The sequence below is a fragment of the Cohnella boryungensis genome, from assembly GCF_042651945.1.
In the GTDB taxonomy this organism is placed as follows: Bacteria; Bacillota; Bacilli; order Paenibacillales; family Paenibacillaceae; genus Cohnella; species Cohnella boryungensis.
The window spans coordinates 298,259-317,466 of sequence record NZ_JBHSED010000065.1; the positions used below are offsets into that span (position 1 = coordinate 298,259).

A 19,208-nucleotide genomic window follows, 5' to 3' on the forward strand; every position below is an offset into this window, starting at 1 on the left:
CCACTCCTTCTAAATCCAAATCATGACCGCAGCATAAACGAGAGACGCAGCCATTATCGCATTAAAGATCTTGGTATGCTTCTCTAGGAACGGCTTAAAGATCGTACCGAAAAGCACCCATGTCAGAAAAGCTAAAAATCCGATTCCTGTGATTGCAATAATACTGATTGCGATCGCAAAGCTTATACGATAGTTAGGCATAATATAAGTTGGAATAACGGTCAATGTAAATAGCACAACCTTTGGATTAAGAAACTGCATAAGGAAACCGGATGAAAAAGTAGCTGTCTGGTTGGCTGCGGATTTGGCTGACGGACTCTGTGCGTACATGAGATAAGAAAGATAAAGCATATAGCCGCTTCCAATGATCTGCATTACGATAATTATTTTGGGGATTACCGCAATGAGAAGCGTGTTTAAGATCGCAGAGATAACCAGTAAGATGCCAAAACCAAACGTTGCTCCATACGTATTCCTCATGGCCTTTTTCACGCCAAGATGATGGACGGTGGACAGGATGACGATATTCGTAGAGCCGGGCGTGAAGGTAGCAATCGTGCAATAAATCAACAAGGATGTAATATTCATGAGAACCTCTCGTTGTCCGAACTTCTCTCCTATATTACATCTCGGAATAAAGACCCCATAGTACATTATTGCAGATTGAGAATTTGCAAATCTAATTTCGTTTACTGGCAAAACGCTTTGTAAGCCGAAATTTTATGCTCAAGCATCTCGTCCGCAGCATGTAACGTGCAGATTTGTTTCTTAATGGAGCGTTTATGTTCTTCCAATAGGCTTAATCGCTCTTGAGCGGTATGTTCCCCTTCTAAAACCAATGATGCATACTTTTTAATGATCCCGATAGGCATTTGTGTCTCTTTTAATTTGATGACAAAACGCAGCCATCTCAGATGCGAATCGTCATAACGTCTGTCTCCGCCGGCATCCCGCAAGGGAGCAATGATGTTTTCCTTTTCGTAATACCGCAAGGTATGTGTACTTATCCCAATCATTTGGGCAGTTTCCCCGATCGTGTACATGAGCAACCCCCGTATTGAAATTTCCGCTTGACTTAGAGTTTACTCTAATCCGTATAATCAACTCAACACATTCTCAGTTAGATTGTAAAGGAGCACATACATGGACAAATATAAGACCATTCAAAATAATCATTTAGCCTTAGCGCAATACTATCGTTGGTATCAAGTATATGAGGTCCCGTTTAACAAAGCCCGTATTAACAATCAGCTGGATATTTTAGCGGAAGAAGTCGAAATTTCATCGCAATCCGGAACGTCGAAAGGGAAAATGGGGATTGAAGATCGATTAAAAGGGTATGAAGGATGGCAGAATGCGCATCATGTTGAAAACACATCCATCCAACAGGTAAGCGACGAGGAGTTGTCGTTAGAAGCGGACATTCTTTACCAGAATATACGTCCAGATCAAAGTAGATACAGTTATAAAATTCATTATTCAACGATTCTAAAACTTCGCGATAACGAATTGCCTCTTTTTACGAAGGTTCATCTAGAAGCGACAGGGACGGTGGAAAATCCGCAATTTCAATCTGCCTATGCTGAGAATCGAGCCAAATCTTTTATGCATTATTGGTTGTATTTAATGGAAACCGCGTCTGTTAACAGCAAGAAATTCAAAGAACTATTAGCTGAACAATTTGAGTTAGATTTAAGCACGACCTCTAAGGTCAATACACTAGAAGGATTTAACGAATGGCTGGCAACCCTTCCTAATCGAGTAAAACAAAGCGGACATTATCCGAAAAACTTATCCGTAACAGAAAATGCCGATCATACGATAGCGGTCTCCGTAGATTTCGAATGGGAAGGCCTTTCAGTTGAGAACAAGCCGATGATTGCCGAAACCCATCATGAGTGGATACTTGAAAATAATCCGGATGAGCGATTTGCCCGCATGAAAATGATGAAAGTTATTCAAACCATACCGTTTCAAACCGTCAATTGAGGCTTAATATGGGTCCAAACACTGCTGCATTCAAATGGCAGCCGTTCAATCGACGGTTGGAAAACGGTTATGAAGTAATTTCTACCGAATAATCTGCTGCGTTCCAAACGACCTTAGCGCCAAGCGTTTCAGACACGAATCGCAACGGGACAAGCAAACTACCGTGCGTGGAGACAGGTTTAGCATCGAGTTGCACGACATTCCCGTCGACTGTTGTTTGCCCGCTTACCGTATTGAAGACAATACGCTTATTATCCTTGTCTGCTATCACGGATCTGCTAGGGATATCCCATCGGATATTTACGCCCATCGCCTCAAGAACGCCTCGTAAAGGGACGTATGTTACTTCGTTCAAGTTAAGCGGCGGCACCGCGGGCTCCATCTTTTTACCGTTCAAAATAATAGCAGCCGCTTTGCGGACAGGTCTAAAATCCTTAATTTCAATGTCGAGTGTGCCTTGACCTGTTTGCCCGAATTGATTAAACCCCGTCGAATAGATACTGCCGTCACGCATGAGCACATAGATATTGCGGCTGCCCTCTGAGATGACCTTAGCCTGATTAGTCGGCAACTTAAGTGCCTTGAACTGGCGGATTACTCCATTATCATACTGCCAGCTCCATGCCGAGCCCTTCGCATCGACCGCTGATCTTGTCGTAAAGGAGACGACATTATTTAGACTAGGTACTCGGACGGGAAGAAGAGCCGCTTTCTTCCCGTTGGAATTGATGTTATCCCAAACCCAGACGGAACCTGTGCTGTCGAGAGCAGCTCCCAGAAACGAGTCTGCAGCTACCGCTATAAATTCCCTATCTGATGGAAGCTGAGTTGGCTTGCGAATATGGAATTTGTTTGGATTATAAGCTTGCATGCCCCATACCCAAATCTCGCCGCCGTTCCCTAGCGCAAGTGACGTATATTGGCCTGCCGCGACGCTATTCACTTTAGGCAAGCCTTCCACCGCTCTCGGCTGCAAGCCGTTCTCCTTCGAATCGTCTCCGAGTTGCCCGTGCTCGTTGCCCCCCCAAGCCCAGACGGTGCCATCTCGCTTAACGGCCAGACTGTGATTGTCTCCAGCGGCCACTTGAAGAATATCAGTCAGCCCTAATACTTGCACCGGTTCAGTAAACAGCTCTTCACTGTCGCTTTTCTTACCGATACCGAGTTGTCCGTGTTCATTTCCGCCGACCGCCCACACCGTTCCATCCTCTTTCAAAAAGAGGGTGTGTCGGTAACCACTTGAGATTTGCCGAACATTCTCGATATGTATGCGCGCCGGAAGAAAGGCAGTCGTCGTTGCCCCATGTCCTAGAGATCCATAACCTCCGCCCCACCCCCATATCGTACCATCCGTTCCAATAGCATAAGCAGCTTCATCACCGGCCTCGATCTGGGTTGCCATTAAAAAGCGTAAGTCGTCCGTTTTTGCCGGTGCGTTTGATCCCGCTTCCTCCGCCCCTACAACGTTTGGTAACAATAGGCAGCATATAACTAAAATGAGTACGTACACCCGCGAGACCTTATATGTAAAAAAGTCCATACTCGCGACCACCTCCAAATACTAATTCACTGCATATACAAACGGTCAATCCACCAGCCAATTATTTAAACGCAATTGGATAAATTTAGTTGCTCAATCGTAGCAATAATATTTCAAAAAATAAATAGATACCAAAATTTGACCAAGCGCTGAATGAAGACCGGCTTCGGTGCTTCTCCTCTTCTATTCCGATTCCTAGTATTTGCTATTCGGTAACATATGGATCATAATCGGCTACAACAAGAACATCCTTATCCCGAGCTGACCGGAGCAGCCGCCTTACGACAGACCCTCGCCACAATCGCTCCCACAACGAGCGCTTGGATTGGCCGATAATGATCTGCGTTGCCCGATATTCCTCAGCCTTGGAGCGAAGAACGTCAGCGATTGCTCTCGGCTTTTGGACCGCTGCAACTTCAAATTTGCCTCCCAAGCGGTTTGTCAGCTTCTCCAAGTCGTTCATTTTCTGATGCCACTTATCGGACTCTTCCTTTTTCCCCTTCTCCTGGACATGGAGCACGACCCATGGCGCCTTCAGCCGATAAGCGATGCGAAATCCTCGTCGGATCAATCGTTCGCCATTCGAACCGCTATTGACGCAGACAAAGATTAATTCTTGCCGCCGTAACGGGCCGCGAAGCGAAGAACGCTGCTCCCACGCTTCCAGCCGTTCGTCGACGTCATCGGCGATCTCGCGCAGCGCCAGCTCGCGAAGAGCGATCAAGTTGCCGGTTTTGAAAAAATGGCCAAGCGCCTGCTCGACTTTGTCCATCGCATACACCTTGCCTTCTTTCATCCGCTGCCGCAACGCTTGCGGCGTTACATCGATTAGCTCTGCCTCGTCTGCCAGACGTAATATCGCATCCGGTAACGTCTCCCGGACTCGGACGCCGGTAATCTGCTCTACTGCGTCGTTCAGACTTTCCAAGTGCTGCACATTAACGGTGGAAATGATCGATATGCCGGCGTCGAGAATCTCCAGCACATCCTCATACCTTTTTTTGTATCTGCTTCCAGGCACATTCGTATGAGCCAACTCGTCGATCAGCACCACCTCCGGGTTGCGCCGAATGATGGTTTCCGTGTCCATTTCATTCAATTCGGTCCCGCGGTAAGCCACGGTGCGGCGCTCAATCATCGGCAGCTGTCCGACCTGATCCGCCGTTTCTTGCCGCCCGTGCGTCTCCAGCAGTCCGACGACGACATCGATCCCTTTCTTAAGCAGGTAATTGCCTTCCCGCAGCATTGTATACGTCTTCCCCACGCCGGGGGCCGCTCCGATGTACACCTTGAATTTGCCCCTGCGAATTTGCTCGATTTTTTGCTCCACCTCCGGCGAGCTTAGCCTGCGGTACAGGTCACCGGTGGTAGGAACAGCGATTTTCGCCGGCATAATGCGTTCCCCCTCGTGCTCGGCCCGGTCGGCGACAAGGAAAATATCGATGTTTCTCGTTTCTCTCAATATATCGTTCACGATGGAGCCTTGCCATAATTCCTGCCAACGGGTTTGCTTGGAATGCCCCATCACGATGCGTGTGACGTTATGCTCCAGCGCATATCGAACCAGCTTGCCTGGCAAAGCGCGCCGCGTTACAAACGGCAGCTCCGCAAATTCGCCGCCCACTTTGTCCACAAGTCGTACGATAGATTGCTTGAAGGCTTCGGACTCTTTCGTCAGCGGTCTCTTCCGGTTGACGAAAGCCGCTACGAGTAAATCTCCGCCCAGCCGCTTGGCAATCTGTTGACCGCGACGAATATAGATCGAGCCGTTCCAATGGTACTGAGCCGATACGAGAATCCGTTCACCTGCTCCGGAAGGACCGACGAGCCCGGCTTCCTCCCGGTGACGATCAAGCGACTCGCTAACTCCTTCCGCCACAATTCGAAGAGCCAGCTCGCGCAGCACAGCCAAGTTCCCGCGTTCGAACGGGATCTGATTCGAGCCGCCTCGTAAATGGCCTTCGGCATATCGTTGAAGAATCGTTTCCGGCGTCACGTCGATGAGCCGAACTTCGTCGGCCAGAACCAGCGCATCTGCCGGAACCGTCTCCTTCGCATTGATGCCGGCATGCGTTTTGGCCAACTCCGTCACGCCTTCGAGCTCGTACACATTCACGGTCGTAATGACGCTGATTCCGCAGCGGAGCAGAAACTGGATGTCCTCCCAACGAGTCGGAAAGCTCGCACCATGACGATTACGATGCGCGAGACTGTCGACGAGCACCACCTCGGGGTTTCGCTCAATCAGCGCCTCCAGATGGAGATCCTTCTTTTCCACGCCATGCTCGAGCCAGTGAATGCTCGGCACCCTCTCCAAGTCTCCCAGCTGCTCCACCGTCTCTGGACGCTGCCGGGTGGACACCGCGCAAATGACGACATCGATGCCTTGTTTCTGCAGCAATTGGCCTTCGCGAAGCATATGATACGTCTTGCCGGACCCGTTGACGGCGCCAATCAGCACCTTCAATCGGCCGTGATTTAACCGGGAGATCGACTTCAACACCTCCTCCGGCGTCCTTCTTTGAAAACTGGCCATCCAAGCTCCTCCCACGCCGCAGAATTGTCGCAGTTCCCCGCGCAGCCGCTGCCTGCGCAAATCTAGAGCATGCAATCGCCCTGTCCGATGCTCTCAGCCGGACAGGGCTTGCCGTACGGTTATGCGAAGGTACACAATTTCAACTGAACTGTTATTTCCCCGTTTTCTCCTTTAGGGCCAGATTGAGCTTAAGCACGTTGACCCGTCGCTCTCCGAATACGCCTAAGTCGCGATTCTCCGTAAATTCGTCCACCAGCGCCTTAAGCTCGCCTGTAGATATTCCGGTGAGCTTGCTGATTCGCGGCACTTGCACCAGTGCCGACTGCGGAGTAATGTGCGGGTCCAATCCCGAGCCCGAGTTGGTGATTAGCGCGATCGGCAGTTGGTCAATCGGTGTATCCGGGTTGTTCTTCTGCCAATCGGCAATGGAAGCCTGCGTGCGCGCCAGCAGATCCGGATTGGATGGGGCATAGTTGTTGGAGCCGGATGCCTCCGCTTTGTAGTCGATGCTTGATACCCGACCTTGAAAATAGCTCGGGTCGGTGAATGATTGTCCGATCAACTCGGAGCCAATCACCTTGCCAGCCTGATCCTTCAGCAAGCTGCCGTTTGCCTGATGGGGGAACAGAAGCTGCGCAAGGCCCGTGGTCACAAGCGGATATACGATGCCGCATAGAATGATGAACAGGGCGCTTATGCGCAAGGCTATCCAGAATCCCGCTACGCCGGAGCGCACCTTGTTCCCGTGTCCTTCATGCGTAATAGTACTCATACTGATTCCTTCTTTCGTTTAGAATGGACGGCATGAATCGTCATCGTCAGATCCACACATGAACGAGCAAATCAATTAACTTGATGCCGATGAACGGGGCGATCACCCCTCCGAGACCATAGACAAGCAGGTTGCGGCTCAACAGGCGCGAAGCATTCATCGGACGGTAAGCGACGCCTTTCATCGCCAGCGGAATCAGCAGCGGAATGATGACGGCGTTAAAGACGAGCGCCGACAGAACCGCCGACAACGGCGAGCCGAGTTTCATAATGTTCAAAGCGTCCATCTCGGGGATCGCCAGCATGAACATTGCCGGTATGATCGCAAAATATTTGGCAATATCGTTAGCGATACTGAACGTCGTCAATGCGCCTCGCGTCATGAGCATCTGCTTGCCGATCGCAACCACCTCGATAATCTTCGAGGGATCGGAATCCAGATCGACCATATTGGCCGCTTCCTTAGCTGCCGTCGTACCGCTATTCATCGCGAGTCCGACGTCCGCTTGCGCCAATGCCGGCGCATCATTCGTCCCGTCGCCGGTCATCGCCACCAGCTTGCCTTCGGCTTGCTCCCGACGGATGACGGCGATTTTATCCTCGGGCCTGCTTTCCGCGATAAAATCATCGACGCCGGCCTCTCTGGCGATGGTGGCTGCCGTTAACGGATTGTCGCCTGTGCACATGATCGTCTTGATGCCCATCGCGCGAAGCTGATCGAACCGTTCCCTCATGCCGGGCTTGATCGTATCCTTCAAATAAATGACGCCGTATATTTGCTGATTGACCGCCACGGCCAGCGGCGTTCCGCCCTCGAAGGCGATGCGGCTCGCCTGGCGTTCCAAATCATCCGGAATCGCTCCGCCTTGCGCAGACACCCATTTCCGAATAGCGTCGACCGCTCCTTTGCGAACCTGTCGTCCGTCCTTCAAGTCAATGCCGCTCATTCGCGTTTCCGCCTTGAATTCCACCAAGCTGCCGCCCTCGCCGAGCGCCGTATCGTACGATCTTCCGTTTTGTTTCATCCACTCCAGCACTGAACGACCTTCCGGGGTCTCGTCTTTAACTGACGAGATTGCCGCCCAGGCGGCCGTCTCCTCGAGACTCGCTCCACCGACCGTCACAATGTCGCTGGCCATCCGATTCCCGAATGTAATCGTCCCGGTTTTGTCCAAGATCATGGTGTTGATGTCGCCCGACGCTTCCACGGCCTTCCCCGACCTTGCCAGCACGTTGAACTGTGTGACCCGGTCCATTCCGGCGATGCCTATGGCCGACAGCAAGCCGCCGATCGTTGTGGGGATCAAACAGACCAGCAGAGCGATGAGGACCGGAATTTCCAAATCAATGCCGACATACGCCGCGATCGGCCGAAGCGTCACAACGACGATCAGGAAGATAATCGTGAGGCTGATCAGCAGCGTATGCAAGGCGATTTCGTTCGGCGTCTTCTGGCGTTTGGCTCCCTCGACAAGCGCAATCATTCGATCGATGAAGGTCTCGCCGGGATCGCTGTTGATTCGCACATGAATGCGGTCGCTGATAACGCGCGTCCCTCCGGTCACAGAGCTGAAATCGCCGCCGGATTCCTTGATGATCGGCGCGGATTCGCCGGTAATGGCCGATTCGTCGACTGAGGCGAGCCCCTCAATCACCTCGCCGTCGCCCGGAATCATCTCTCCTTGGGAAACGATGACAATATCGCCCTTGCGCAGCTCCGTCGAAGGCACGTTTTTGACCTTGTCGCCGACCGCTTTATTCGCCATAATCTCTTTTTTCGTCTGCTTTAACGTGTTGGCTTGGGCCTTGCCTCTTCCCTCCGCCAGCGCTTCGGCGAAGTTAGCGAACAATACCGTGAACAATAGGATTAAAAAAACTGCGAGATTAAAGCCGATGCTGTCCTCAGCGTCGAAGTAACCCGGAAACAAGGTCATCAGCAGCACGACAAACGTTCCTGTTTCGACGACAAACATGACGGGATTTTTCAGCATCGCAATCGGATTTAACTTGATAAAGCTATCTAAGATCGCTCTTTTCACGATATGTCCGGACAAAATGTTATTTCGTTTCGTGTTCATGATCTCACCTCTTCTATTTCAGGAGCGTCAAATGCTCAGCGATCGGACCGAGGACAAGCGTCGGCAAAAAAGTCAATGCCCCGATGATTAACACGGCTCCGACGAGAATGCCCGCAAACAATTTGGTGTCTGTGCGGAACGTTCCGATCGTTTCCGGAACCCATTGTTTCATCGTCATGGACCCGGCAACGCCGAGAAGCGCCACAATGGAGATGTAACGCCCGAACAGCATCACCAGTCCGGTGGAAATATTCCAGAAGGTCGTATTGTCACCCAGACCTTCAAAACCGGAGCCATTGTTCGCAGCGGAAGACGTGTATTCATACAGCACCTGCGAAATGCCATGAAAGCCGGGGTTGCTGATGGCTCCTTTTCCCAAATCCGTCAAGAGGGCGATTGCCGTAGGCGCCAAAATAATGAGCGGGTGCGCCAAAATCGCGATGGCGATCAGTTTCATTTCCCGGGCTTCAATTTTCCGCCCCATGAATTCCGGTGTGCGACCGACCATTAATCCGCACAGGAAAACTCCAAGAATCGCATACATGAGCATATTGACCAGTCCGACACCGTCGCCGCCGAACACGCAATTCAGCATCATCAGCGCCAGCGGCGCCAAACCGCCGAGTGGTGTCAAGGTGTCGTGCATATTGTTGACCGATCCGGTCGTCGCCGCAGTCGTAACCGTCGTAAACAAGGTCGACTGCGCAATCCCGAACCGGACTTCCTTGCCCTCCATGCTTCCTTGCGAAGCGTCTATTCCGAGCGCGTTCAACGCCGGATTTCCCCGCAATTCAGACGTGTATACAATCGAGAGGAAGGCAACGAACAAGATGAGCATCGAGCTGAAGATGACCCATCCCTGCTTTTGATTTCGCGCAAATCGACCGAACGTATAGGTTAGTGCGGCCGGAATGCACCACATGGACAGCATTTCGAGCACATTCGTCAGCGGACTAGGATTTTCAAATGGGTGCGCTGAATTGACGCCCATAAACCCACCGCCGTTCGTACCCAAATGCTTGATCGATACCAGAGAAGCCACAGGACCGATCGCGATCTGCTGTGTCCCGCCTTCAATTGTTGTCGCCTCGACAGCAGCATTCAGCGTTTGCGGCACTTTCAAGCCAACCAGAGCCAGCGTCACCAGGATCGCCATCGGGATAAGCAGGCGAGTGTGCGTTTTAACGAAATCAGTGAAGAAGTTGCCAAGCGTCTTTCCTTTGCCGGTCAAACCGCGAATGAACGCGATCGCTACGACGATGCCGGTTGCCGCCGATGTGAACATCATCATCATAATGACAGCCATTTGCGAGAAGTAAGAAAGTCCCGTTTCGCCGCTATAATGCTGCAGGTTCGTATTCGTCATAAAACTAATGACCGTATTAAAAGAAAGCGACGGCTCCATGTTATCGATGCCGTTCGGATTGAAGGGCAACCCTTTCTGGACGCGTAAAATCAAATAACTGAGCGCCACCAATACAACATTGGTCAATATCAAACTGAACGCGTACCGTTTCCAGCTCATATCGGCACGATTTTTCAAACCGGTCAGCGCATAGATCAGCTTTTCCAGAGGACCGAATACTTTGTCCGTACGGTTGGGCTGATTGGAAAACACATGGAATATATAGGTCCCCAAAGGTTTGACCAACAAGACTAAAATCAGAATGACCGCCGCCAGCTGCAAAATGGCCATTTTATGCCCTCCTCAAGCCTATCGTTATCGACTCGTTTAAAACTTTTCCGGATTCAACAAGGCAATCACCAGATAGCCAAATAGTAAAACTGCAACAACCGTTACAATAATCATGTGCGGTCTCCCTCCGCTTCCTGCGCAACCGTTCCGCACCAAGCCACAAATAAGCCGCACAATCCGAAGGCGCTGGCTAGAATCAGTACCATTGCGACATCCAGCATGATGAATCAACCCTCCCATGGGACATTCCCCTTACGAATTCGATCTTCACACGTCGAGCAAAAACGAAACATCATCGCTCCGGCTATGAATGACGTAGTTGGCGCCGAGTCCTTTGTAGACGAGCCTTGGATTATCGCTTCCCGTGATCACATAGATCGGCTTCCCTGTCCACGAACGGCAAATTTGAAGATATCGGCAAATCAAGGGCAAGCTTCTTTCGAACAGAAATACCTTGCCTACCGGCAGATCCGGAATGGTCCAGGTTTGCCGCAGCACCGTATCGACCATAATGATGCTTTTCACGCCCAATACTTCCAATCTCGACCTCTCCGCTTGATGATTTGCGATCGCCGCATAGGGAATATCCTTAATTTGCAGCGCTTTGATAAACTGCTCCCCTATTTTGTTGGGAGCGGAGACGAGTATGAATTCATCTTGGGCTTGCATAACGATTCGCCTCCATTCGGTTAGGCAACAAAAAAAGAAGCCTTGGAAAAGAGGACTCTTCCGCGGCTTCCCGATCATGACTCAGCTGTCCTGACCGACTCGCGACAATCGTTGCCTCTTCGTACGCTTGCGAGGTTAGCTGACGGATTCGGGCGCGAGAGTCGCCCTACCCCCGGCACCGAATGTGCCGGGCGATTCACCCCGTGAAGCCATGATCCGGCTTCTGTTGGTTCCCCCGCTCCTTGACATGCAAGGACTCAGCGTTCTAGATATTAGATATTCAGCTCCGGTTCCAGACCGCCGCCCGGAGGGTAACTACGCTTCTTCCTCTCCTTGAATCAACTTCCTTCCGCAGAACGGTTCACCTGACAGGCAGACAAATTCGGGCGGTGAGAGGCGCCGCAGCTTCGTTTCATCCTAAGCGCGCGAAGCATTTGTCCCTGACCTTTCCGCACGGCTTGCTCTCACACAAGCTTCGGATCGTCTTATAGCCGCCGATGTCGTCCCAACTCCTACCTGAATCGAATCGCGGGTTCAATTCATGGTTTGTATCTTACTTCTGGAAAAGGTGCCTGTAAAACTATGCAAGCCAGATTTTCATTGAAATACGGGGGAATTTAACCTTTTCCGATAATTTACGAATAATAATCATTCATTTTCTTTTGAATTCTGGTTAATTCGGAACTTATCATGATTTTTATGTGATTTTTACACCTCTTGATGGTTTCTTTTCTCTCTTTTTTGTATTACCCTTTAGCTATAAGAAGTGTCGAAAACTTGGATCAACGGGAAGAATGCCTATGCTACATTTGAAATCCTTATGGACAACATGGAAGCCTTATATAGTTACTGCGCTGCTTGTCATTGGCATGACAGCGGCCATGCATCCGATTCGCCTGGCTTTGGATGTCGTCAATATCGCGCTGCTCTTTTTATTTCCAGTGCTTTTAAGCGCTGTCTCGTGGGGGCTGCGTCCTGCGCTCTACGCAGCAACGCTGGGGGCGCTGGCGTTCGATTTCTTCTTCGTCTCACCTCTCTTGAGTTTTACCGTGGCGGATCTGCGTTACTTGATCTCGTTCGGCGTCTACTTGGCCGTTGCCGCATTAACAGCCAGCTTGGCAGCAAAGCTAAAGCGGCAATTGCTCTATTCCAGACAGAGGGAAGCCCATTCGGCGGCTCTTTATGAGATCAGCCGCCAGATGAGCGATATGACGGATATCCATTCCTTATTGGCCAATGTCTCCGCGCAAGCTTCCCGAATTATCGGTACGGACATCGCCATTTACTTGTCAGATCATCGGAATCGTCTGGTACTCACTCATCGTTCTTCTGTTCAAAGCGATTGGGGACAGGGTGAGACGGAGAAAGCTACGGCGAAGCTGGCGTTCGATCACGGCGAAGCCGTCGGATACGGAACTTCCGCCCTGAGAGACTCTCCGGGCTATTACCATCCGTTGCGAACCGAAGATCGCGTGCATGGGGTGCTGGCCCTCAATCTGAAAGAACGGAAGCGCGAGTTCACGGCTGAGCAGCAGCGGATGCTGGAAGCGCTCTGCGACTTGGCCGCCAGCGCCATTGATCGCGTGAGGCTGGCGGAAGAAGCCAAAATCGCGCACTTGACGGCCGAATCGGAACGGCTGCGCGCTGCGATTCTGGATTCGGTTTCCCATGAGCTGCGCACCCCATTGGCAGCGATTATCGGCTCGGCAACCAGTCTGATCGATGGCGACCATCTCTTCACATCCGAAGATCGAATGGTGCTGCTCACAACCATCCGGGACGGCGCCCTCCGAATGAATAGGCTTGTCGTGAATCTGCTTAGCATGGTGCAGCTCGAAAGCGGAATGCTGCGCCTGCGGAAACATTGGTGCGATGTAGAAGATCTGATCGGGGTAGCGATAGCGCAAGTCAAGGACTTTCGCCAGTATCGGAAGCTGAGCGTGCAGTTGCCGGAAAACGTCCCGATGGTGCTGGGCGATGAAGTGCTGCTGGAGCAGGTGCTGGTTAATGTCATCAGCAATGCGATCAAATACAGCCCGGATGGCAGCGACATCTGCATCGCGGTGTCCGATAAAGAAAACAATTTGATAATCGAGGTCGCCGATCAAGGCGTCGGGCTTGAGCACGACGAGTACACGCGCATTTTCGAAAAATTTTACCGTGCGCAAACAACCCGTCAAGTGACGGGCACGGGACTGGGATTGGCGATTTGCAAAGGCATTGTGGAGCTTCATAGCGGCCAGATCACGGGAAAGCGCAACGACCCTCGGGGAACGGTTATTTCGATTACACTTCCCCTGAATCCGCAAACCAAAGCAAACGTGGAGGACGACGAGGATGAATGAGCCAAGAGCAAATATATTGATTGTCGACGACGAGCCGCAAATCCGCAAAATTCTGAAGATGACCTTACAGGCTCATCATTATATCGTTCATGAGGCAGAGACAGGCGAGGAAGGCTTGCAGCAGGCTTCCCGGATGTGCCCCAATTTGATCATACTCGATCTGGGATTGCCGGATATATCAGGAATGGAGGTGTTAGGCCGTATGCGGAGCTGGTCGAGCGTACCAGTCATCGTCTTAACGGCCAAAGACAGGGAGGAAGACAAGATTGCGGCTTTGGACTGCGGCGCCGACGATTACGTGACGAAGCCGTTCGGCATGGGGGAACTGGTTGCTCGGGTTCGCGTAGCCTTGCGACATGCTGCTCCGCCGGCCAATGACTCCGTTCTCCGCATCGGCGATCTGACCCTCGATCTGTCGCAACGACTCGTGGAATTAAACGGAGAACGGATCAAGCTGACCCCGACCGAATACGACCTCCTGAGAATCCTTGCGATCAACGCCGGAAAGGTCGTAACCCAACGGCAACTGCTTCAACAAGTGTGGGGCAGCCAGTACAATGAGCAACCCGACAGCCATTACTTGCGGGTGTACATCGGACACTTGCGCAAAAAACTGGAGGAGAACTCCACGCAACCCAAATGGATCGTTACAGAGCCGGGTATCGGCTATCGGTTTCTTTCACGGGATTGAACCCTCTTGTCCCTTGTCATGACGCCGTACAGAAATTTATTCGGAAGCCGGGGCCGGTTGAGCGGGGATGTATTGGGCTTCCGCGTTTTTCTCCTACATAGGTGGTTTAATGTTAAAGCGAGACATTAATTCTTCCTTGAATTTCTTGTTTTTATCTTCTTGAGGAACTCCCTCCTTCTCTTTATCGGCTTCAATTCTTTCAATGTTGTGTTTGCCTTCATTTACGCCTAATATCACATATAAATCTTGATACTTTACGTCTGGAACCAATAATAATAGGTATTTATCGGTATCATTCATATTTTGATAATTATTTATTGAGAAATGAATTTTCCCTGGGGAGATACCTTTGTCTACGATATAGGTGGGTTCGGCTACTTTAATAATGTCTCCAGCTTTTAGATTAGTCTTTTTATCTTCCTCAAGTATACTATCTATTTTAAATTGAGTGATCGTATAAGCATCGTCAGTAAAGCCGTCTTTATCATAGTTTACGAAATTCTCGCTAGCCATTGCTCTACCAAGGACTATAAGTTCCGAAAATTCGATCATTTCCTCTGAGGTTTTAAAAGAGAGTTGTTTGGCATGAACCTCAGAGTAGGTTACTTTTTGATCTTCCATCAAATACCAAGTAGTAAAAAAGAGAATAAATAAAATTCCAATTACAATAATTTTGGTTTTTTTTATAGTTCGCAAATAATACCAATTTTCATCATCCTTTCAGTATTATTAGTTGTAAAAAGGAGATGGTTGGAGGGGCTGGTGAGATAGGAGATCAACGAAATCCGTAGAAATACTTTGAGTACAACCCTATTTCTCAGTACTCCCTCTTATTTCCCTTCTTAACGAAGTCCCAGTCCACCTCAATATTTTTTCTAACCCGTTGGAGCAACTGAAACAAGGCTTCCGCTTCCTCTTGCGTAAACCCGGTCATCGCCACCTGATTGGAATACTCCCCCTCTCTCTTTAAGAAGGGGTATGCGCTATTGCCTTTCTCAGTCGTAAACAGCTTTTTATTTTTTTTGTTCGTTTCGTCATACTTCTTTTCGATGAAACCTTGGGCTTCAAGCTTTTGGATTGCACGTGCCGCTGTCGTACGGTCCACCTTGATCATCTCCGCCAGCTTTTCCTGGATAATCCCTGGATTTTCAAATATTCGCACCAGATATAAGTATTGTCCTTTTGTAAGATCAACCTCCTTAAATTCTATATTGCTTATCGAGTCCAGCGCTCTCGCTATCATTCCAATTTCCCGAAGAATTTCTCTCATCCTGTCACCTGATTTCTAGAGTGTTAAGGTCATAATTAAGTCTATTTGTTCATCCTCGCCCAGATAAAAAGAATGGGCTCCCGTGTGAACAAAACCGAGCTTCTTATAAAAAGCAATCGCATTCGCGTTATTCTCCCAAACGCCTAACCAGATTTTCTTCTTATTCTGCGCTACGGCTGCTTCAATTGCTTTATTGATTAAAAGCTTGCCAAGTCCCCGGTTCTGAAATTTGTTTCTTATATAGATCCTTTCCACTTCAAGGGATTCGTCGCCCGCATTTTCAGATTGGGCTGCATTGGCGTTTATCTTTAAATACCCGGCAACTTCTGCATCACAGCAAATAAAGAAGAATTCCGAAGAACTCGCGCTAAGTTCCTTTTGTAGTTGATTTGAGCTAAACGCTCTGTCTAGATAGGCCTTCATATTATCGGGCGAATTCTGATGGTTAAAGGTTTCATTGAAGGTTTCAACACTTATTTCTTGAAGGGTGGGCAAATCCTCAAGCATGCACTTCATAATCGTTGTAGTCATATCGTGTAGGTCACTCCTTTCTAGTAAAGATACGATATTTTTATTGCATTTGCAACAAAAATAAGAGTTAAAAAAGACCATCCTATGAGGCTCTATGTTTCGCGCCAACCCAGTCATCTCTGATATGACAAGAGTGGGCGTATCACGTAAAAAACCGCGCTCTGAGCTACCGAGCGCGGCTGTGAAAGAAAATAAAGTCTTGGACTGTCGCTGTTGTTTGAATCCAACTATTCAATTCATTTCATTTCTTTTTTTGCACGACTTAGAAGGTCCATAATGAAATCTGATTTTTGATCGGAGTATGCCAACAAGGTTCTAAAGCCCTTCTTGTAGGCGTCCATTTTGTGTTCAGCATAATGCCGTGCTTCATTCGGATTTTGTCGCAGATAGTCCCTTATGATGAGATTATCATTCCACAAATCCGACCTAAATTGTGTAACTGCAAGATTAAACGAACGCGCCCCCCGCTTTCGAAAATAAAGTCGCCCTGGAGTACTTGCTGATCCCGGTCGTTCATAGCCTAAACGTTTTAACTCTTGAAGTTGTGATGCTGCAACGTTCGGGAAGTTGGTTATACCGACGAGGATGTCAACTATTGGCTTTGCTGCCAAGCCCGGTATTGATGTGCTGCCAAAATGCTCGATATGAACCTCTGGCCCGAAAATATAATGCAGCGAACATGCTTCATCGATATACCATAATGGCCACTCGGGATCATATTCACTTATTATTATTTCTTCGTCCAGCTCCAACAGCGGCCCCCCATTCATCCTTCTCTGAATAACGGCAAGATTTCTGTGAGCAGCCTCCCTTGTTCGGGATAGATCGAATAAACTTCTCCCGCTTGTGCGACCACGGAGACCTCCAGACTCCCGCTCTTGACCGTAATCGTCCCAGCGGAATTGGAGGTAAGCTTCGCTCGACTCAACCTGCCGTCCTCCCAGGCCACATCCAGCTCATAGCCGCCGCGAGCCCTAAGTCCTTGAATGCTGCCCGAGCGCCAAGCTTCCGGAAGCGCGGGCAGCAAGTGCAGACAGCCGTCATGGCTCTGGAGCAGCATCTCCGCAATTCCGGCCGCTCCGCCGAAGTTGCCGTCGATCTGAAACGGAGGATGATTATCGAACAAGTTCGGAAGCGTAGACGATTGCAGCAGCGCCTTCAGATGCGCATAGGCTTCGTTTCCGTCTTCGAGTCTCGCCCAGAAATTGACGATCCAAGCGCGGCTCCAGCCGGTATGCCCGCCGCCGTGCGCGAGCCGGCGCCGCAGCGTAGCCTTGGCCGCCTCGGCCAAATCTGGCGTCTTGCCCGGTGCGATTTGCGTTCCGGGATGCAGAGCGAACAGATGGGAGATATGCCTGTGTCCCAAATCCTTCTCCTCGTAATCCTCCATCCACTCCAGCAAATACCCGTCCTTGGACACCGCCGAATCGGGCACCCGCAGCATGGCCGCTCGCAACTGTTCACGGAATTCCGCATCCTCGCCGAGCGTCTCCGAAGCGGTTATGCACGCGCCGAACAGCTCTTTGACGATCTGATTGTCCATCGCAGGCCCGTAGCATAGCGTGCCTTCTTCCCCGTTCGGGAGAATATAGGTATTCTCGGGCGAGACGGAAGGGCAAGTGACCAGCGCTCCGTTCGGCGCTTCCACCATATAATCCAGCAGGAAGAGAGCCGCCTCGCTCATAACGGGATAAGCTTTCGCCAGGAAAGCCCGATCCGGCGCGAATTGATAATGCTCCCATAGATGCAAGCAGAGCCAAGCCCCGCCCATCGGCCAGAAGGTCGCGGGAAGATAAACGTCCTGCGGCGCCGTATCCGCCCAGATGTCCGTATTGTGATGCGCGGTCCATCCTCTGCAGCCATACATTCTATCGGCCGTCTCCCGGCCGCGCTCCCTCATGCGCTCGATGAGGTCGAACAACGGCTCGTGGCATTCGGACAGATTGCATAACTCGGCAGGCCAATAATTCATTTGCGTATTGATATTGATCGTGAACTTGCTGTCCCACGGCGGCCTCATCTGATCGTTCCAGATGCCCTGGAGATTCGCCGGAAGCGACCCCGGACGACTGCTGGCAATCAACAAATACCGGCCGAAATGGAAGTACAGCGAGATCAGCCCGGGATCGTCTCCCCCCTGACGCAATCGGTTTAACCGCTCGTCCGTGGGCATCTCCTCTGCTTCTCTGTCCGCATTCGCGCCCGATTCCCCGTTTCGATCGCCGTTCGCATTCAGCGTAAGCCTGACGCGTCGGAAGAGAGCCTGATAATCGTCCAGATGCCGCTCGAAGAGCGCCTCCGCTCCAAGCGCGAACGCCTCGTCCAACGTGCGCAAGCATGCGTCCTCGGGGTCTTCATGCCGATAATTCGTTGCGGCAGACAGGATGAGCGTCACGGCATCCGCGTTCTTTACTTGCAGCTGCTCTCCGAGCAGGCTGACCGTTCCGCCTTCGCTACCCGCGCGCAGGGCGGCTCGAAACGCAAGCCCGTTCTCTCCGCCGCTATTGCCGTGCATGACAATCGTTCTTGGATCGCTTCTCTTCAGGCCGTCCATGTACCGTCCAGTCCCTCTGGTCAACCGAGCCGACACTCCGACAGCTCCCGGTCGATCGGCGCGAATGCGTACCGCGAGCACTTGACCGGGGTAGCTGCAGAAGATTTCCCGCGTATAGCCGATCCCGCCCGACCGATAGAACACGCGCGCGACTCCGTTCTCCAGATCCAGTTCCCTGACGTAGTCCTCCGTCTCGTCCCCGTGATCCATCGTCAAAAATAGATCTCCGAGAGGGGCGTAATGACGCTGCGTCTCCGGGATGCCTGGAAGCGCGGCGGCCGCAAGCTCGTGCGCCTCCTTCAGCCTGCCGGCGAATAGCAAATCGCGGATCACCTGCAAATTGTCTCTCGCATCCGGGTTATGACGGTCCGTCGGTCCGCCGTACCATACGGAATCTTCGTTTAATTGGATGCGCTCCTTGCGCGGGTTCCCGAATACCATCCCTCCAAGCCGTCCGTTCCCGACAGGCAGCGCCTCGTCCCAGTGCATGGCCTGTTGCTTATACCAAAGCCTTTGCTCGCTCATCCTGTATCCCCCT

At 50.9% G+C, this 19,208-nt stretch carries 17 protein-coding genes and 1 riboswitch; of the genes, 3 read left to right on the forward strand and 14 right to left on the reverse strand.

The genetic code is table 11. The features are described 5' to 3' along the window. Positions 1–9: 9 nt before the first annotated feature. On the reverse strand, positions 10–588 hold the full coding sequence (locus ACFO1S_RS25080; RefSeq protein ID WP_204602195.1) for a LysE family translocator: 579 nt from the start codon (positions 586–588) through the stop codon (positions 10–12). 101 nt (positions 589–689) lie between these two features. Beyond that, the gene (locus tag ACFO1S_RS25085) at positions 690–1,043 is read right to left on the reverse strand and encodes a MerR family transcriptional regulator (protein WP_204602186.1); all 354 of its coding nucleotides are present in this window, start codon (positions 1,041–1,043) and stop codon (positions 690–692) included. A 100-nt stretch (positions 1,044–1,143) separates the two neighbouring features. Between ACFO1S_RS25085 and ACFO1S_RS25090 the strand changes: the two genes are divergently transcribed. Continuing rightward, positions 1,144–1,989 (forward strand): hypothetical protein, encoded by an 846-nt coding sequence (locus ACFO1S_RS25090; RefSeq protein WP_204602184.1) that lies wholly within the window; start codon positions 1,144–1,146, stop codon positions 1,987–1,989. Between the two features lie 67 nt (positions 1,990–2,056). Here the strand turns inward: ACFO1S_RS25090 and ACFO1S_RS25095 are convergent, their stop codons facing one another. The 7 genes from ACFO1S_RS25095 to ACFO1S_RS25125 all read right to left on the reverse strand — a co-directional run bounded on the left by ACFO1S_RS25095 (position 2,057) and on the right by ACFO1S_RS25125 (position 11,279). Continuing rightward, positions 2,057–3,529: an RCC1 domain-containing protein gene (locus ACFO1S_RS25095; RefSeq protein WP_204602182.1), complete on the reverse strand. Its 1,473-nt coding sequence runs from the start codon at positions 3,527–3,529 to the stop codon at positions 2,057–2,059. A 205-nt stretch (positions 3,530–3,734) separates the two neighbouring features. Next, positions 3,735–6,065, reverse strand: a complete 2,331-nt coding sequence (locus ACFO1S_RS25100) for a universal stress protein (protein WP_204602180.1) — start codon at positions 6,063–6,065, stop codon at positions 3,735–3,737. Positions 6,066–6,216: 151 nt separating this feature from the next. Then, on the reverse strand, positions 6,217–6,837 hold the full coding sequence (kdpC, locus tag ACFO1S_RS25105) for a potassium-transporting ATPase subunit KdpC (RefSeq protein ID WP_204602178.1): 621 nt from the start codon (positions 6,835–6,837) through the stop codon (positions 6,217–6,219). Between the two features lie 46 nt (positions 6,838–6,883). Beyond that, complete coding sequence (gene kdpB / locus ACFO1S_RS25110) at positions 6,884–8,914, reverse strand: potassium-transporting ATPase subunit KdpB (RefSeq protein WP_204602176.1); 2,031 nt, start codon at positions 8,912–8,914, stop codon at positions 6,884–6,886. Between the two features lie 13 nt (positions 8,915–8,927). Further along, on the reverse strand, positions 8,928–10,610 hold the full coding sequence (gene kdpA / locus ACFO1S_RS25115; RefSeq protein ID WP_204602174.1) for a potassium-transporting ATPase subunit KdpA: 1,683 nt from the start codon (positions 10,608–10,610) through the stop codon (positions 8,928–8,930). A 36-nt stretch (positions 10,611–10,646) separates the two neighbouring features. Continuing rightward, positions 10,647–10,724, reverse strand: coding sequence for a K(+)-transporting ATPase subunit F (gene kdpF, locus ACFO1S_RS25120; protein WP_378127808.1), 78 nt, complete (start codon positions 10,722–10,724; stop codon positions 10,647–10,649). 153 nt (positions 10,725–10,877) lie between these two features. Next, on the reverse strand, positions 10,878–11,279 hold the full coding sequence (locus ACFO1S_RS25125) for a hypothetical protein (RefSeq protein ID WP_204602170.1): 402 nt from the start codon (positions 11,277–11,279) through the stop codon (positions 10,878–10,880). A gap of 108 nt (positions 11,280–11,387) precedes the next feature. Beyond that, a riboswitch (cyclic di-AMP (ydaO/yuaA leader) is annotated at positions 11,388–11,552 on the reverse strand. Positions 11,553–12,079: 527 nt separating this feature from the next. Here ACFO1S_RS25125 and ACFO1S_RS25130 point away from each other — a divergent pair. Then, on the forward strand, positions 12,080–13,624 hold the full coding sequence (locus tag ACFO1S_RS25130) for an ATP-binding protein (RefSeq protein ID WP_204602168.1): 1,545 nt from the start codon (positions 12,080–12,082) through the stop codon (positions 13,622–13,624). Then, positions 13,617–14,315 carry a response regulator gene (locus ACFO1S_RS25135; RefSeq protein WP_204602166.1) on the forward strand — a complete coding sequence of 233 codons (699 nt, stop codon included), beginning with the start codon at positions 13,617–13,619 and terminating at the stop codon, positions 14,313–14,315. The genes ACFO1S_RS25130 and ACFO1S_RS25135 overlap by 8 nt, the downstream gene beginning before the upstream one ends. A 93-nt stretch (positions 14,316–14,408) precedes the next feature. Here ACFO1S_RS25135 and ACFO1S_RS25140 read toward each other — a convergent pair whose 3' ends face one another. The 5 genes from ACFO1S_RS25140 to ACFO1S_RS25160 all read right to left on the reverse strand — a co-directional run bounded on the left by ACFO1S_RS25140 (position 14,409) and on the right by ACFO1S_RS25160 (position 19,195). After that, positions 14,409–15,011, reverse strand: a complete 603-nt coding sequence (locus tag ACFO1S_RS25140) for a hypothetical protein (RefSeq protein WP_378127778.1) — start codon at positions 15,009–15,011, stop codon at positions 14,409–14,411. Positions 15,012–15,132: 121 nt separating this feature from the next. Next, positions 15,133–15,585, reverse strand: a complete 453-nt coding sequence (locus ACFO1S_RS25145) for a MarR family winged helix-turn-helix transcriptional regulator (protein WP_204602162.1) — start codon at positions 15,583–15,585, stop codon at positions 15,133–15,135. A 15-nt stretch (positions 15,586–15,600) separates the two neighbouring features. Continuing rightward, positions 15,601–16,116 (reverse strand): spermidine/spermine N(1)-acetyltransferase, encoded by a 516-nt coding sequence (gene paiA, locus ACFO1S_RS25150; protein WP_204602154.1) that lies wholly within the window; start codon positions 16,114–16,116, stop codon positions 15,601–15,603. Positions 16,117–16,352: 236 nt separating this feature from the next. Then, positions 16,353–16,868 carry a GrpB family protein gene (locus ACFO1S_RS25155; RefSeq protein WP_204602153.1) on the reverse strand — a complete coding sequence of 172 codons (516 nt, stop codon included), beginning with the start codon at positions 16,866–16,868 and terminating at the stop codon, positions 16,353–16,355. 14 nt (positions 16,869–16,882) lie between these two features. Further along, a complete protein-coding gene (locus ACFO1S_RS25160) occupies positions 16,883–19,195 on the reverse strand; it encodes a glycosyl hydrolase family 95 catalytic domain-containing protein (RefSeq protein ID WP_204602151.1) in 2,313 nt (770 codons plus the stop codon). Positions 19,196–19,208: the final 13 nt, after the last annotated feature.